The sequence below is a fragment of the Mesorhizobium sp. M0991 genome (assembly GCF_040318915.1).
Lineage (GTDB): Bacteria > Pseudomonadota > Alphaproteobacteria > Rhizobiales > Rhizobiaceae > Mesorhizobium.
In genome coordinates, this window is sequence record NZ_JAMYNE010000003.1 from 42,172 (window position 1) to 55,890 (window position 13,719).

Annotated in this window: 14 protein-coding genes; all 14 read right to left on the minus strand. The window is 63.0% G+C overall.

The window, feature by feature from the left end:
* Window positions 1-27: 27 nt before the first annotated feature.
* The gene (locus NKH70_RS05880; RefSeq protein ID WP_352647445.1) at window positions 28-774 is read right to left on the minus strand and encodes an SDR family NAD(P)-dependent oxidoreductase; all 747 of its coding nucleotides are present in this window, start codon (window positions 772-774) and stop codon (window positions 28-30) included.
* Between the two features lie 22 nt (window positions 775-796).
* Window positions 797-1,066 carry a hypothetical protein gene (locus NKH70_RS05885; protein WP_352911513.1) on the minus strand — a complete coding sequence of 90 codons (270 nt, stop codon included), beginning with the start codon at window positions 1,064-1,066 and terminating at the stop codon, window positions 797-799.
* Window positions 1,067-1,080: 14 nt separating this feature from the next.
* Window positions 1,081-2,550: an amidophosphoribosyltransferase gene (purF, locus tag NKH70_RS05890; RefSeq protein ID WP_352911510.1), complete on the minus strand. Its 1,470-nt coding sequence runs from the start codon at window positions 2,548-2,550 to the stop codon at window positions 1,081-1,083.
* 118 nt (window positions 2,551-2,668) lie between these two features.
* The gene (locus tag NKH70_RS05895) at window positions 2,669-3,340 is read right to left on the minus strand and encodes a CvpA family protein (RefSeq protein ID WP_352911507.1); all 672 of its coding nucleotides are present in this window, start codon (window positions 3,338-3,340) and stop codon (window positions 2,669-2,671) included.
* Between the two features lie 47 nt (window positions 3,341-3,387).
* Entirely contained in the window at window positions 3,388-4,806 is a 1,419-nt protein-coding gene (gene radA / locus NKH70_RS05900) for a DNA repair protein RadA (protein WP_352911504.1), read from the minus strand.
* A gap of 231 nt (window positions 4,807-5,037) precedes the next feature.
* On the minus strand, window positions 5,038-6,528 hold the full coding sequence (locus NKH70_RS05905; protein WP_023677714.1) for a replicative DNA helicase: 1,491 nt from the start codon (window positions 6,526-6,528) through the stop codon (window positions 5,038-5,040).
* Window positions 6,529-6,734: 206 nt separating this feature from the next.
* Window positions 6,735-7,703, minus strand: coding sequence for a small ribosomal subunit Rsm22 family protein (locus NKH70_RS05910; protein WP_352911501.1), 969 nt, complete (start codon window positions 7,701-7,703; stop codon window positions 6,735-6,737).
* A 3-nt stretch (window positions 7,704-7,706) separates the two neighbouring features.
* Window positions 7,707-8,030 carry a YnfA family protein gene (locus NKH70_RS05915; protein WP_353024953.1) on the minus strand — a complete coding sequence of 108 codons (324 nt, stop codon included), beginning with the start codon at window positions 8,028-8,030 and terminating at the stop codon, window positions 7,707-7,709.
* An 82-nt stretch (window positions 8,031-8,112) separates the two neighbouring features.
* Complete coding sequence (locus NKH70_RS05920; protein WP_352567445.1) at window positions 8,113-9,402, minus strand: cyclopropane fatty acid synthase; 1,290 nt, start codon at window positions 9,400-9,402, stop codon at window positions 8,113-8,115.
* A gap of 153 nt (window positions 9,403-9,555) precedes the next feature.
* The gene (gene rplI / locus NKH70_RS05925; protein ID WP_254820243.1) at window positions 9,556-10,140 is read right to left on the minus strand and encodes a 50S ribosomal protein L9; all 585 of its coding nucleotides are present in this window, start codon (window positions 10,138-10,140) and stop codon (window positions 9,556-9,558) included.
* 215 nt (window positions 10,141-10,355) lie between these two features.
* On the minus strand, window positions 10,356-10,604 hold the full coding sequence (rpsR, locus tag NKH70_RS05930; protein ID WP_006203718.1) for a 30S ribosomal protein S18: 249 nt from the start codon (window positions 10,602-10,604) through the stop codon (window positions 10,356-10,358).
* The gene (gene rpsF, locus NKH70_RS05935; RefSeq protein WP_292663863.1) at window positions 10,604-11,104 is read right to left on the minus strand and encodes a 30S ribosomal protein S6; all 501 of its coding nucleotides are present in this window, start codon (window positions 11,102-11,104) and stop codon (window positions 10,604-10,606) included. Before rpsF ends, rpsR begins: the two co-directional genes overlap by 1 nt.
* Before the next feature lie 187 nt (window positions 11,105-11,291).
* Window positions 11,292-11,573, minus strand: a complete 282-nt coding sequence (locus tag NKH70_RS05940; RefSeq protein WP_352911495.1) for a hypothetical protein — start codon at window positions 11,571-11,573, stop codon at window positions 11,292-11,294.
* 24 nt (window positions 11,574-11,597) lie between these two features.
* Window positions 11,598-13,523 (minus strand): LTA synthase family protein, encoded by a 1,926-nt coding sequence (locus NKH70_RS05945; RefSeq protein ID WP_352911492.1) that lies wholly within the window; start codon window positions 13,521-13,523, stop codon window positions 11,598-11,600.
* Between the last annotated feature and the right edge of the window lie 196 nt (window positions 13,524-13,719).

Below are 13,719 nucleotides of genomic sequence, written 5' to 3' on the forward strand. Positions count from 1 at the left end.
CATCACAGCCGCGTGATGTTAGGCCGCTTACTCCGGCTGCCGGTAAGCGACAAAGCGGTTGTGCTTGGCCTGGAAGATCAGCCCGGTCTCCTTGAGCGTAGGGCTGGCCAGCGGCACGATACGCTTGGCGATCTCCGAAGGGTGCGGCAGCGTTTCAGGATCCTCGCCGGGTACAGCCTGCGCCCGCATCGCGGTGCGCGTTGCCCCGGGATCGGCGGCATTGACCCTGAGCGGCAGGTTTTCGGTCTCATGCGCCCATGAACGCGTCATGGCCTCGACCGCCGCCTTCGACGCCGCATAAGGCGCCCAGAAGGCGCGTGCGGAGTGGGCAAGGCTGGAGCTCAGCACGATAGCGCGGCCGGCATCGGAAAGCCTGAGCAGCGGGTCGACCGAGCGGATCAGCCGCCATGTTGCGGTGACGTTGATGGTCATCACCTTCTCGAAGGTCTTGGCCTCGACATGGCCGATCGGGGCGATGACGCCGAGCACAGCGGCGTTGGCGACCAGTATGTCGAGCTTGCCCCAGCGCTCGTGGATGGCGCCGCCCAGCCGGTCGATCCCCGCCATGTCGGCAAGATCGAGCGGGACGAGCGTCGCTTGTCCGCCGCCTGCCTTGATCTGGTCGTCGAGTTCTTCCAACCCGCCGACGGTGCGAGCAACCGCAATCACATGCGCACCGGCGGCGGCAAGCTCCCTGGCGATGAAATAGCCGATGCCGCGCGAGGCGCCGGTGACGACCGCTACGCGGCCGGAGAGATCGAGGGCAGAAATCATGAGGTCACTCTGAGATCAAAGGTTACGGAGACCAGCTACTATCATAACCGGTTGGAAACCAGATTCCTCGACGCAGGTAGTGGCCGATATTCGGCCTGACATGGTTCGGGTCCAGGGTGTCGAGATCGGGGATGATCTTGATCCTGTAGGGGGTCGGAAATCTTCCGCTGGCAAACAACCGCGTTTTGGCGAGATCTACCGCATCCGTTTCGTCTTCTGCGGTGATGCCGACGCCCATCGGAAAACCGTGGCGGCGTCCTGCTTCAAAATCCAGCCAGAACAGCTTCAGCATTGAAGCGACGTCTGCTAAGACCCGCCGGCCGCTAACAGCGACAGCGTGCGCACATTGTCGGAGCCTTCGAAATCGGCAAGCCGGGTCGGATACTGGCCGGTGAAGCAGGCGTCGCAGAATTGCGGCTGCTCGTTGTCGCGGCCGGTTTCGCCGACGGCCCGGTAGAGCCCGTCGATCGAGAGGAAGCCGAGCGAATCGACGCGGATGAACTCGGCCATCTCCTCCACCGACATGCGCGACGCCAGCAGCTTCGACTTTTCCGGTGTGTCGACGCCGTAAAAGCAGGACGCGCGCGTCGGCGGTGAAGCGATGCGCATATGTACTTCCTTGGCGCCGGCATCGCGCACCATCTGCACGATCTTCTGGCTGGTAGTGCCGCGCACGATCGAATCGTCCACTAGCACCACGCGCTTGCCTTCGATCATACGGCGGTTGGCGTTGTGCTTGAGCTTGACACCCATGTGGCGGATCGAATCGCCGGGCTGGATGAAGGTGCGGCCAACATAGTGATTGCGGATGATGCCGAGCTCGAACGGAATGCCCGCGGCCTGCGAAAAGCCGATCGCCGCCGGCGTACCCGAATCCGGCACCGGCACGACGATGTCGGCCTCGACCGGACTTTCCAGTGCCAGCTCGGCGCCGATGCGCTTGCGCACTTCGTAGACGTTGCGGCCTTCGACTGACGAATCCGGCCGCGCGAAATAGACATATTCGAAAATGCAGAAGCGGGTCTTTTGCGGCTCGAACGGGAACAGGCTTTCGATGCCCTTGCTGGTGACGACGACCATTTCGCCGGGCTTCAGGTCGCGAACGAAACGCGCACCGATAATGTCGAGCGCGCAGGTCTCGGAGGCGAGGATCCAGGCGCCGTCGAGATCGCCGAGCACCAGCGGTCGGATGCCGAGCGGGTCGCGGCAGCCGATCATCTTCTTGGACGTCATTGCCACCAGCGAGAAGGCGCCTTCGACCTGGCGCACCGCATCGATGAAGCGCGAATTCAGGTCGCGCTCCTTGCTGGTGGCTACCAGATGCAAGAGCGTCTCGGTATCGGAGGTGGAAGAGAAGATGGCGCCTTGCTTCTGCAGCGCGCGCTGCACGGTCATGGCGTTGGTGAGATTGCCGTTGTGGGCGACGGCAAAGCCGCCATCGGCAAGTTCGGCGAAGAAAGGCTGGATATTGCGCATGCCGGCGCCGCCGGTGGTGGCATAGCGTGTGTGGCCGATGGCACGGTTGCCTTGCAGGCTGTCGATGACACGCTGCTTGGTAAAGGTGTCGCCGATCAGGCCGACATGGCGTTCGACATGGAATTGGGTGCCGTCATAAGAAACGATGCCGGCCGCTTCCTGGCCTCGATGCTGCAACGCATGGAGGCCGAGTGTGACGATGGCTGCGGCGTCCTGGCGGCCGAAAATGCCGAACACGCCGCATTCGTCGTGGAAATGGTCGTCGGCTTCGGCGGAAAGCACGTCGTCTGCGTCTGCCACTGAGGCTGCCATTGGGGCTCAAGCTCCGCTAAAGTCGCCATATAAGGTCATAGCGCATCGAAAGCAACGCACGTCGTGCACATGATCGGCAGTCTTGAGCCTCGCAAGTCTGCCGAAATCAGTTTGCCGGCGCCGGGTTTTCAGGTGCCGGCGTCGCGGGCGCATTGTCGGCCGGCGGCGCGTCGCTGTCGTCGGGTGCTGGAGCAGTGGCGTCGTCGCCGGCGGCAGGGGCTTCTGCTGCGGGCGCATCGGGGCCCAGAGGCGTCTCGGTGGCCGGTTGATTCGGGTTGAGCTTGTTGAGGATGGCGTTTTCCGGGTCCTCGGGCAGCAGGCTTTCCAGCTTTGCGCCGATCGATTCGAGCAGCGGCTTTGACTTGGCATTGGCAATCCAGCCTGGAGCTTTGGCGCCGGCCAACCAATTGAAGAAAAGCAGCGCGACAGCGACGACCAGGATGCCACGCGCCGCGCCGTAGAGGAAGCCAAGTGTGCGATCAAGCGCGCCGATCCTGGAATCGATGATCCAGTCGGCGAGCTTCATGGTGATGACCGAAACGACGATCAGCGCGACAATGAAGACGATACCGGCGGCCGCCGCCATGGCGGCCTTTTCGTTATCGATATAGGGCTGAATGTAAGGCAGCACCGGCTTGTAGAAGAAGAAGGCGGCCGCCGCGGCGGCTGCCCAGGAGATGATCGACAGGATCTCGCGCGAAAAGCCGCGAACCATAGCGAGCATCGCCGAGACCAGGGTGAAGCCGACGAGAATTCCGTCAAGCAGCGTAATCGGCATGTTTTTCGCCCCACTCCGATCTCTTTTTCACGGCTCGACGAGCCGCATCACTCTTGCTCGTCGGCGCGGCTGCGCCGTGAGCCGGCTATGCGCGCCACGAGATCGGCCAGCTCGGTGGGCTGGAAAGCGCCGGCTCCGATCCCCCCGGCTCCATTACCACCAACAAGTTCCTCGCTGCCCAAGGGCAGAACCGCGCTTCCGAAACCCAGCTTTTCGGCTTCCTTGAGGCGCTGCTGCGCATGCGCAACCGGCCTCACTGCACCCGAAAGGCTGATTTCGCCGAAATAGACGCAATCGGCGGGAAGGGCAAGACCGGTGAGCGAGGAAACCAGTGCCGCCGCCACCGCCAGGTCGGCCGCCGGCTCCGAAATTCGGTAGCCGCCGGCAACGTTGAGATAGACGTCGTGCGTGCCGAAGCGGACGCCACAATGGGCTTCCAGAACCGCCAGGATCATCGACAGCCGGGCACCGTCCCAGCCGACGACGGCGCGGCGCGGTGTGCCCAGCGTCGACGGCGCCACCAGCGCCTGGATCTCGACCAGCACCGGCCGTGTGCCTTCCATGCCGGCGAAAACCGCGGCACCCGGCGACTTCGCATGGCGTTCACCGAGGAAAAGCTCGGACGGGTTGGCGACTTCCCGCAAGCCTTTGTCCGACATTTCGAACACGCCGATCTCGTCGGTTGGCCCGAAGCGGTTCTTGACCGTGCGCAGGATGCGGTAGTGGTGGCCGCCTTCGCCCTCGAAATAGAGCACCGCGTCGACCATGTGCTCGACCACCCGTGGTCCGGCGATCTGGCCCTCCTTGGTGACGTGGCCGACCAGAACGATCGCCGCTCCTGTGGATTTCGCATAGCGGATCATCGCTTGGGCGGCGGCACGCACCTGGGTGACCGTGCCGGGTGCCGAATCGGCCATGTCGGTCCACAGCGTCTGGATCGAATCGAGAATGACCAGATCCGGCCGCTTGCCGTCGGCAATGGTGGCGAGGATGTCCTCGACATTGGTCTCGGCGGCGAGTTCGACGGAGGTGCCGGCGACGCCGAGCCGCTGGGCGCGCAGCCTGATCTGGGCGACCGCTTCTTCACCCGAGACATAGACGATGCGGTGGCCCTTTGCTGCCAGTGCCGCGGCGGCCTGGGTGAGCAGTGTCGACTTGCCGATGCCGGGATCGCCGCCGACCAGCAGCGCCGAGCCACGCACGAAGCCGCCGCCGGTGGCGCGGTCGAGCTCGCCGATGCCGGAGACGATACGCGGCGCGTCCTCGATGTCGCCGGAGAGGCTGGTCAGCACCACCGCGCGGCCCTTGCGGGCGTTGCGCGTATTGGCCGGGCCAGAGCCGATACCGCCCGACGTGCCTTCCTCGACCAGCGTGTTCCACTCGCCGCAGGCATCGCATTTGCCGGCCCAGCGCTGATGCACCGAACCGCAATTCTGGCAGATGAACTGAATGCGAGATTTGGCCATCAGGCGGATACCGTTCGCAAATGGTCGAGGGCTGGCGATCCTTCGCACCCCCCTCTGTCCTGCCGGACATCTCCCCCGCAAGGGGGGAGATTGGCTGTCATTGATGCTTTCACCAATCTCCGATGCCGCAAGAGGAGAACCGGCGGCAAAACTGCCGATCTCCCCCCTTGCGGGGGAGATGGCCGGCAGGCCAGAGGGGGGTGTGGCGGAGCGCGACGGTCGGTCAAAAAGCTACTCGAACCGATCCGGCAAATGATGTTCCTCGGCAAGGTCCGAGAAGCGGGTGAATTCGCCCTGGAAGGCGAGGCTGACCGATCCCGTTGGACCGTGGCGCTGCTTGGCGACGATGACTTCGGCCTTGCCGCGCATTTCGTTCATCTCATGTTCCCACTTGATGTATTCGTCGGTGCCCGGCTTCGGCTCGCGGTTCTTCAGATAATATTCCTCGCGGTAGACGAACAGCACTACGTCGGCGTCCTGCTCGATGGAGCCCGATTCGCGCAGATCCGAAAGCTGCGGGCGCTTGTCGTCGCGGCTTTCGACCTGGCGCGACAGCTGCGACAGGGCGATGATCGGCACCGCCAGCTCCTTGGCTAGTGCCTTGAGGCCGGTGGTGATCTCGGTGATTTCCTGGACGCGGTTTTGCGACGATTTCGCGCTCGATCCCTGCATCAGCTGGATATAGTCGATGACGATGACGTCGAGGCCGCGCTGGCGCTTCAGGCGACGTGCGCGGGCCGACAGCTGAGCGATGGAAATGCCGCCGGTCTGGTCGATGAACAGCGGGATTTTCTGCATGGTCTGCGAGCAGGCGACGAGCTTTTCGAAATCCATCTCGCTGATCTCGCCGCGCCGGATTTTCGACGACGGGATTTCCGTCTGTTCGGAAATAATGCGGGTGGCCAGCTGTTCGGATGACATTTCGAGCGAAAAGAAGCCGACGACGCCGCCATTGGCCGCCTTGAACGAGCCGTCCGCCTGCTGCGCCGGGACATAGGCCTCGGCGATGTTGAAGGCGATATTGGTGGCGAGCGAGGTCTTGCCCATGCCGGGGCGGCCGGCAATGATGATCAGGTCGGACGACTGCAGGCCGCCCATGCGGCGGTCGAGGTCGCGCAAGCCGGTAGCAACGCCCGACAAATGCCCGTCGCGCATATAAGCCGCATTGGCCATGTCGACGGCCGTCTTGACGGCATCGGTGAAGCTCTCGAAGCCGCCATCGTAGCGGCCGGTTTCGGCCAATTCGAACAGGCGCCGCTCGGCATCCTCGATCTGGTCGGAGGGCGACATGTCGACCGGCGCGTCATAGGCGATGTTGACCATGTCCTCGCCGACAGTGATCAGCGCGCGCCGCGTCGCCAGGTCGTAGATGGCGCGGCCATAGTCGGTGGCGTTGACGACGGTGACGGCCTCGACCGCCAACCGCACGACATATTGCGCCACCGTCATGTCGCCGACCTTCTCGTCGGCCGGCAGGAAGGTCTTCAGCGTGATCGGCGTCGCGATCTTGCCCATGCGGATGAGCTCGGCCGCGACCTCGAAGATCTTTCTATGCAGCGGCTCGTAGAAATGGCCGGGCTTCAGGAAGTCGGAGACGCGGTAGAAGGCATCGTTGTTGACCAGTATGGCGCCGAGCAGTGCCTGCTCGGCCTCGATGTTGTTCGGCGCCTCGCGATAGAGCGGTGTTTCCGCCACGCCGAATTTTCGTGCTGCCTCTGCCATGATGTCCCCGGTCCTGATCCCCGTCTCTCGATATCAGAACGAGACAAGTCGGTGATGACTTATCTGCATCAGTCCCCAACCAACCAACTTTGATGCCCGCGATTCACAGCCAGGATCTTTCGGTGGAAAGAATCTCGATTGACTCGAATCAAGATGGCGAGCCTAGCCGTTCTCAGGCGAGAACAAAACAGGAAAATAGCTGCCGGTCATTCCGGCAAGGCATCACCCCAGTCCAGTCGCCGCGCGGCCTTGAATGTCTCGCCGTCGCGCTTGGTGAACAGTCGCTCGGCAGCACCCCCATCCTGTTGGCAAAGCTTCAGCAAGACCTTGCCGGAGCCCGACTTCGGCGGTGCGATCACTCGCGCTCGAGGCGGAGCGGCCGGATGGCGGGAAGCGGCGACAAAGATGAATTTCTCGTCCTCCCACGGCACCTCGGCATCCTTGGCCAGACGGTGCAGGCGCGAGCGGGCGACGCGGCGGGCGAAATGGCACCAGTCGGGCGCGACGAGCGGGCAGGGCGCCTCATGCGGGCAAGGCGCAAGCACGTGCGCCCCCGCCTCGATCAGTTGCCGACGCACGGCAAGGATGCGCTGCCAGCCGGCCGGCGTGCCCGGCTCGACGACCAGCAGCGTGTCGGCGGTCAGCTGCCAGAGTCGATCGACGAGTTTTGCCAGCGATGCCGGCGCGATCTCATCCAGCACATAGGCTGAAGTCACCAGCTCGGCCGGCTCCAGATCGACCAGGTCGACGGTGACGTCGCCGGTCCGCCAGGCGGTCCTGGCCGTGATCGCATCCGCGGCAAGTACTTCGCCGACCCGTCGCACCGCGGCGCCGGCCTCGAGTAGCACCGCCTGTTCGAGATCGGGCCAGAGATCGATTGTGGCCCAAAGCACCGTGCCAGGGCCGGCGCCGACATCGAGCAAGGTCTTCGGAGCATAGTCGGGTCGAGACTCGCCCACCGCATCGAGGCTGGCGCGAACGGCCGCATAGGTCGCCGGCAGCCGCGTTGCCAGATAGGCCTTCACCGCCATGTCTTCGGCCATGTGCAGGCGACCGTCGCGCAACTCTGCGCGGTAGCGGTCCGACAGCGTCTTTGCCGCTTGCTTAAGCATCGGCAACGGCACCTGTTCGAGAAGGCGGTCGACGCCTTGTCTAAGCGGGACGGGCAGTTCCATCGCTCACGCAGCCCGGGGTGCGAGCAGAACGACCGAGGCGCCAACGATGCAGATCGCGGCACCGGCAAGGTCCCAGCGGTCGGGATGCACGCCTTCCGCCAGCCACGGCCAGGCCAGCGAGGCGGCAATGTAGATGCCGCCATAGGCGGCGTAGGCCCGGCCCGCCGCGCTGGTGTCGACCAGCGCCAGCAGCCACGCGAATAGCACCAGCAAGACGAGACCGGGCGCCAACCACAGCGGCGACTTGTCCAGCCGCCACCACGCCCAGAACGAAAAGCAGCCGGCGATCTCGGCAAGTGCGGCGGCGACGTAGAGGAGGTAGGTCATGAAAAAAGGTCCCGCGTTGACGGGACCCTTTTCAGCGTGCCAGCCGGCGATGGCAAGCGGCAATGGCGCGATCGCCGACCGTCTACTCCGGATCCGCCACCTTGCGGCGGCGAGCCGGCTTGGCCGCCGGAGCCTTTTCACGACGTCCAAGATCGCGCATCTCCAGCGCCTTCTCGCAACTGGCCATGTAGTCGCGTGTCATTGGCAGCGTGTCGTTCTTCTTGGCGATCTGGATCTGGAAGATCACGAGATCCTGCCAGCGGAAGGCAGCTTCCGAGGCGGCAAGATAGAACTCCCACATACGGCAGAAGCGCTCGTCATAAATCGCTTTGGCCTTGTCGCGATTGGCGGCGAAGCGCTCGCCCCAATGCTTCAGTGTCTCGGCATAATGCAGCCGTAGAACCTCGATGTCGGTGACGACGAGCCCCGATTTTTCGATGGCCGGCATCACTTCGGAGAGCGACGGGATGTAACCGCCCGGGAAGATGTATTTGCGGATGAAGGCGCTGGTCGCCCACGGCACGCCGGAGCGGCCAATCGTATGCAGCAGCATGACGCCGTCCGGCTTCAGCAGCGTCGCCGACTTGTCGAAGAAGGTGCGGAAATGATTGACGCCGACATGCTCGAACATGCCGACCGAGACGATGCGGTCGAAACGTTCATTGAGTTCGCGATAGTCCTTGATGTCGAAATGAACCCGGTTTTGCAGGCCTTGCGCATGGGCGCGGTCGGTGGCGACGCCGTGCTGCTCGGTCGACAGCGTCACGCCCTGTACGTCGACGTCGAACGCCTTGGCGAGATAGAGCCCAAGTCCACCCCAGCCGGAGCCGATGTCGAGTACCGTCTGGCCCGCTTTCAGCCTGAGCTTGGCGGCGATATGGCGCTTCTTGGCTGCCTGTGCCTCGTCGAGCGTCATGTCCGGCTGCTCGAAATAGGCGCAGGAATACTGCATGTCCTCATCGAGGAAGAGGCGGTACAGGTCGCCCGACAGATCGTAATGGCGCTGCACGTTGCGGCGCGCCCGCGACGCCGTGTTGATCTGCTGCAGGCGCCGGAAGGCGTGGCGCAGACCCTCGATCGCCTTCGACCAGGTGGCATCGATACCGCCGCTGCCCATGTTCTGGAACGCAATGCGCATCACCCCCAGCACGCCGCCCTCGAGAATGTCGAGTTCACCGTCCATGTAGGCTTCCGGCACCGCCAGCATCGGATCGAAAGTGATGGCGCGCTCGGCATGCCTTGTCTTGATATGCATGTGCACCGGCTCGCCGCTGCCGTCACCGAAAGTCACCATCGAGCCTTGCGGCCCTGTCACCTTGAGATTGCCTGTGCGGACCAGGCGGTCGAGAACGCGTTTCAGCAGAATATTCATGACCAAATGTCCCCTCTCGGTCAGACAGGCTGTCTTATTCTGCATCAAGATATAGGGGTTCGAAAAGTTCCATTTGGCATAAAAATGCCCGGGTACGAGGCCCGGGCATTGGTCCAGAATAGCGATTAGCCGGCGAATGCCGACGAATGACGATCAGCCGTTGTCTTCGCCGCCCTCGAACTCCGCATTCGGATCGAAGAAGTTTTCCGGCCGCGCATTATCGTTGATGTCCTCGCCGTAGATGGCTTCGGCGGTGGTCAGCGTTTCGCCCTTGGCCTGGCGCTCGGCTTCGTCGGCCGTGCGGGCAATGTTGAGCGTGATGGTAACCTCGACTTCCGGGTGCAGCGCGATCGCCACATTGGTGACGCCGATGGTCTTGATCGGCTGGTTGAGCAGGATCTGGTTGCGGTTGACCGAAAAACCTTCCGCCGTCACCAGCTCGGCGATGTCGCGCGTCGAGACCGAACCATAAAGCTGACCGGTTTCGCCGGCCGAGCGCACGGCGATGAAGCTCTTGCCGTCGAGCTTTTCTGCAATCTGCGCGGCCTCGGACTTGCGCTCGAGGTTGCGGGCTTCGAGCTGGGCCCGCTGTCCTTCGAACTTCTTCTTGTTAGCTTCGTTGGCGCGCAGCGCCTTGCCCTGCGGCAGCAGGAAATTGCGGGCGAATCCGTCCTTGACCTTGACGGTGTCGCCCATCTGACCGAGGCGGGAAACGCGTTCGAGAAGAATGACTTCCATGGTTTTGTTCCTTCGCTTGGGCGCTATCCTCAGGATCGGCGCCGAATTGTCTGGAACAGGTCAGGAAGCTGGGGCGTCGCCGCCTGTGTCGCTGTCCTGCCTGTCGCGGCAGTTAGGATCTCTTGTCGAAATCCAACCCGGGATTTAGTGTTCGATCCGGCTACGCCCGTCGTGGCCGGTGAAAAAAAGCGGGCGGCGAACCGCCCGCGTAAATTTTAGCGGACCACGTAGGGCAGCAGGCCGAGGAAGCGGGCACGCTTGATCGCCTTGGCGAGTTCGCGCTGCTTCTTCTGGCTGACGGCGGTGATGCGCGATGGCACGATCTTGCCGCGCTCGGAAATGTAGCGCTGCAGAAGCCGCACGTCCTTGTAGTCGATCTTCGGCGCGTTGGCGCCGGAGAACGGGCAGGTCTTGCGGCGACGATGGAAGGGGCGCCGGGTTGGGATCTGATTGATGTCGACCATTATTCTGCGGCTCCTTCAAAGCCTTCGCGCGGACGGCGCGGGCCACGATCGGCACCGCCATCGCCGAAGCTGCGCGGCGGACGATCACCACGGTCACCGCGATCGCGGTCGCCGAATGAGCGCGGGCCACGATCGCCACGGTCGCGATCGCCGAAGCCGCCGCGTTCCGAGCGCTCTTCGCGCTTCTGCATCATTGCCGACGGACCTTCCTCATGCGCATCGACCTTGATGGTCAGGAAACGCAGTACGTCCTCGGACAGGCCCATCTGGCGCTCCATTTCATTGAGCGCGGCCGGCGGGCAGGTGATGTCCATGAGTGTATAATATGCCTTCCGGTTCTTGTTGACCCGGTAGGTGAGGGACTTCAGTCCCCAGTTCTCGACCCGGCCGACGGACCCGCCATTCGCGGTGATGACGCCCTTGTACTGTTCGACAAGCGCATCGACCTGCTGCTGCGAGAGGTCCTGCCGGGCAAGAAACACATGTTCGTATAGAGCCATAGTGTTCGTGCCTTTCTTCGTTTCTCTCCCGGTTCCCGGCGGCAAAAGCCTCTGCAACTTCTCTGACCCGCAATCCTTGCGAAGGCGGGGAAGAAAGGAGCATGACGAGACGGTCGAGAGCGGAGACACGGGAGGCGGAAGCGCTTCTGGCTTCACGCGAAGGTTCGAAAAACCTCCGGCCCTCCGTTCAGCCCCCAGCAAGGACCGGCAGATTGCGGGCGTCTATACAGGAATTTGACCGCAAAGCAAGGCCAAACGACAGGGCAAACGGCTCGATTAGTGTCCCACCGTCCCAGAGCGCCACGGGCCTCGACGGCAAGGTTTTACGGATTTCCTGAAACCGGACCTTAACCACCATGCGAAGTTCCAGCACCGGCGGGCGTGGCTTGCATCTTCGCATCTCGGCGACATCGACGCTACGCGCAAGGACGTCTTCGACCGTTATTTCCAGACCAATGTCGCCGGCCACAGGCCGCTCTCCCGCCGCCGCTGCTCAACTCGTATGCGCAGCCACTTTGCCTGTGGTTTCGGGGAAGAAATCGGGCGCCGCATGGCGCTTGCCGAACATCATGTCGTATTGCAGCAGACGGAAGTCGCGGATTGCCGGGTCGATCTCTTTCCGACGCGACCAATCGGGGGTGGCGTCGCCCCCCGGTGCCAACAGCAAATTGCGGTCGATGACGCGATAACGGTCCCGCAACTGGCCGAGGAAGCCGGTGTAATAGGGATGGGTGATGCCGGCTGTCTTCAGGATATGGTAGGGCAGGAAGGCCGGGCTGACGGCACCCAGATCCTCGGCCGGGCCACTGCGGTTCGACCAGACGATCAGCGGCGTCTGGTGGTGCAGCAGCATCTGGTCGGCCGCCTCCTTGCGCGGCGCCACATTGTCCTTCAGGAAACCGGTCTCGACGTAGACCGGCCCAAGCGGCGGCAGATGGTCGCCGAAGAAAGCGATGACCGTCGGCCGCTCGCGTTTCTTCGCCCATTCGATCAGCCGCTCGAGGCCGCGGTCCGCGTCGGAAGAGCCTTCGGCATAGCTCAACAGCGATTCACGCGCCCATTGGCTGATCGGCGCCTGCACCTTATGGGTCGGATTGTTATAGCGATACGGCTCATATGGTCCGTGGTTCTGCAGGCTGACGGCGAAAAAGAAGACCGGCTCGGCGCTGGTATCGGCCTCGTGGATGATCTCGTCCGTCATAGCTGCGTCCGACGCGAGCGGTCCGCGTTTTTGCATGGGGGGCAACGTCTCCTCGGACTTGAAGTCGTTGAAGCCGAAATCGGCATAGACCGCCCCTCGGTTCCAGAACCAGTTGGTGCCGGGATGGATGGCACGCGCCCGGTAGCCCTGACTTTTCAGGAAGGTCGCCAGCGAAGGGGTCGGTGTCCGCACATATTGCTGGTAGGGAATGCTGCCCGCCGGCAGGAAGGCGTTGGAAAAGCCGGTCAGGGCCTCGAACTCGATGTTGGCCGTCATGCCGCCGAATTCGGGGGAGAACATGTAGCCCGTGCGCAGTGCCCGCACATTGGGGATAGGGTCGGGTGTGATGGTGACGCCGGGCAGCTTGGTCGGATCCCAGAAGGATTCGCTCATGACGACGATGATGTCGGGCTTTTCAGCAGGTACCGAGGCCGTCACCTGCGGTTTGCCGATCGCTTCGATCGCCTTGTCGGAATAGCCGGGCGGCGCCGAGACATGGGCCATCGGGACGTTCAGCGCGAAGGCGAGCGCAAAACCGTTCGAAGCGTAGTTTTCCTTCTGGTCCCACATGATCGGGATGATCTGCAGCCGGTCGCGCGTCCACGAGAAAGTGGCATAGTCCATGATGGAGACGAAGAAGGCGATCAGCGGCACCGTCAGTGTCAGCCGGGCAAGGCGGCCCTTATGGCTGAGTGCCGGAACGCGGCGGCGCCATAGCCGCCAGCCATAGACGAGCAGCGACAGCCCGCCGACAATGCCGATCGCCAGGGCAATGGCGGTTCCCGGGCGATCGCGGACCAGGAGCGGCATCAGTGCCACGATCTGCCGGGAATAGAGGAAATCGGTCGGATAGAGCGGATCGCCGAGATAGAGCGACTTCTGGTGGCCGACGAACGCCAGCGACAGCGTCAGCGGCGCGACTATCATCAGGCTCTGATGACTGCGGCCGAGCACGGCGTCGAGGCCGATGAGGATCAGCGCAAAAATGATGATCGTGGTCCAGCCGGGTTTGAAAGGCTGCAGAAAGAAATCGACAGTGCCGGCAAAGTTGCCGCGCACGATCAGTTCGATGGCAAACACCAGGATGGCCGCGGCCAGCAAGCTGATAAGGCCATAGCGGATGACAGGCCATTTGCGCTCCGGTAGATAGCCGGTCGACGGATCGCCTTCAAGAAACTGTGGCGCCGCCTCGGCTGCGCTCTGCTTGGTCTTTGCCACTTCAATAGTTCCCCGGCCCGCAACAAAAGCGTCACTCGATTGTCATCGAACTGTGACGCAAAGCCTAGCGCCTGCGGCGAAAATAAGAAGAGCCAGCAAACAAATCGTGAGCGGTTTTCATCATGAGTGATCGCCAAAAAGGCCTGCCGAAACAGGCACTCGGCCGCCATTACGAGGTGAAGGTTGGACTTGACTT

What these genes read in the sequence shown, in the direction of transcription:
- NKH70_RS05920 (WP_352567445.1), bottom strand. Translation starts at nt 9,402, where the DNA reads ATGAATATTCTGCTGAAACGCGTTCTCGACCGCCTGGTCCGCACAGGC.
- rpsR (WP_006203718.1), bottom strand. Translation starts at nt 10,604, where the DNA reads ATGGTCGACATCAATCAGATCCCAACCCGGCGCCCCTTCCATCGTCGC.
- NKH70_RS05880 (WP_352647445.1), bottom strand. Translation starts at nt 774, where the DNA reads ATGATTTCTGCCCTCGATCTCTCCGGCCGCGTAGCGGTCGTCACCGGC.
- NKH70_RS05895 (WP_352911507.1), bottom strand. Translation starts at nt 3,340, where the DNA reads ATGCCGATTACGCTGCTTGACGGAATTCTCGTCGGCTTCACCCTGGTC.
- rplI (WP_254820243.1), bottom strand. Translation starts at nt 10,140, where the DNA reads ATGGAAGTCATTCTTCTCGAACGCGTTTCCCGCCTCGGTCAGATGGGC.
- radA (WP_352911504.1), bottom strand. Translation starts at nt 4,806, where the DNA reads ATGGCCAAATCTCGCATTCAGTTCATCTGCCAGAATTGCGGTTCGGTG.
- NKH70_RS05910 (WP_352911501.1), bottom strand. Translation starts at nt 7,703, where the DNA reads ATGGAACTGCCCGTCCCGCTTAGACAAGGCGTCGACCGCCTTCTCGAA.
- NKH70_RS05915 (WP_353024953.1), bottom strand. Translation starts at nt 8,030, where the DNA reads ATGACCTACCTCCTCTACGTCGCCGCCGCACTTGCCGAGATCGCCGGC.
- NKH70_RS05905 (WP_023677714.1), bottom strand. Translation starts at nt 6,528, where the DNA reads ATGGCAGAGGCAGCACGAAAATTCGGCGTGGCGGAAACACCGCTCTAT.
- NKH70_RS05885 (WP_352911513.1), bottom strand. Translation starts at nt 1,066, where the DNA reads ATGCTGAAGCTGTTCTGGCTGGATTTTGAAGCAGGACGCCGCCACGGT.
- rpsF (WP_292663863.1), bottom strand. Translation starts at nt 11,104, where the DNA reads ATGGCTCTATACGAACATGTGTTTCTTGCCCGGCAGGACCTCTCGCAG.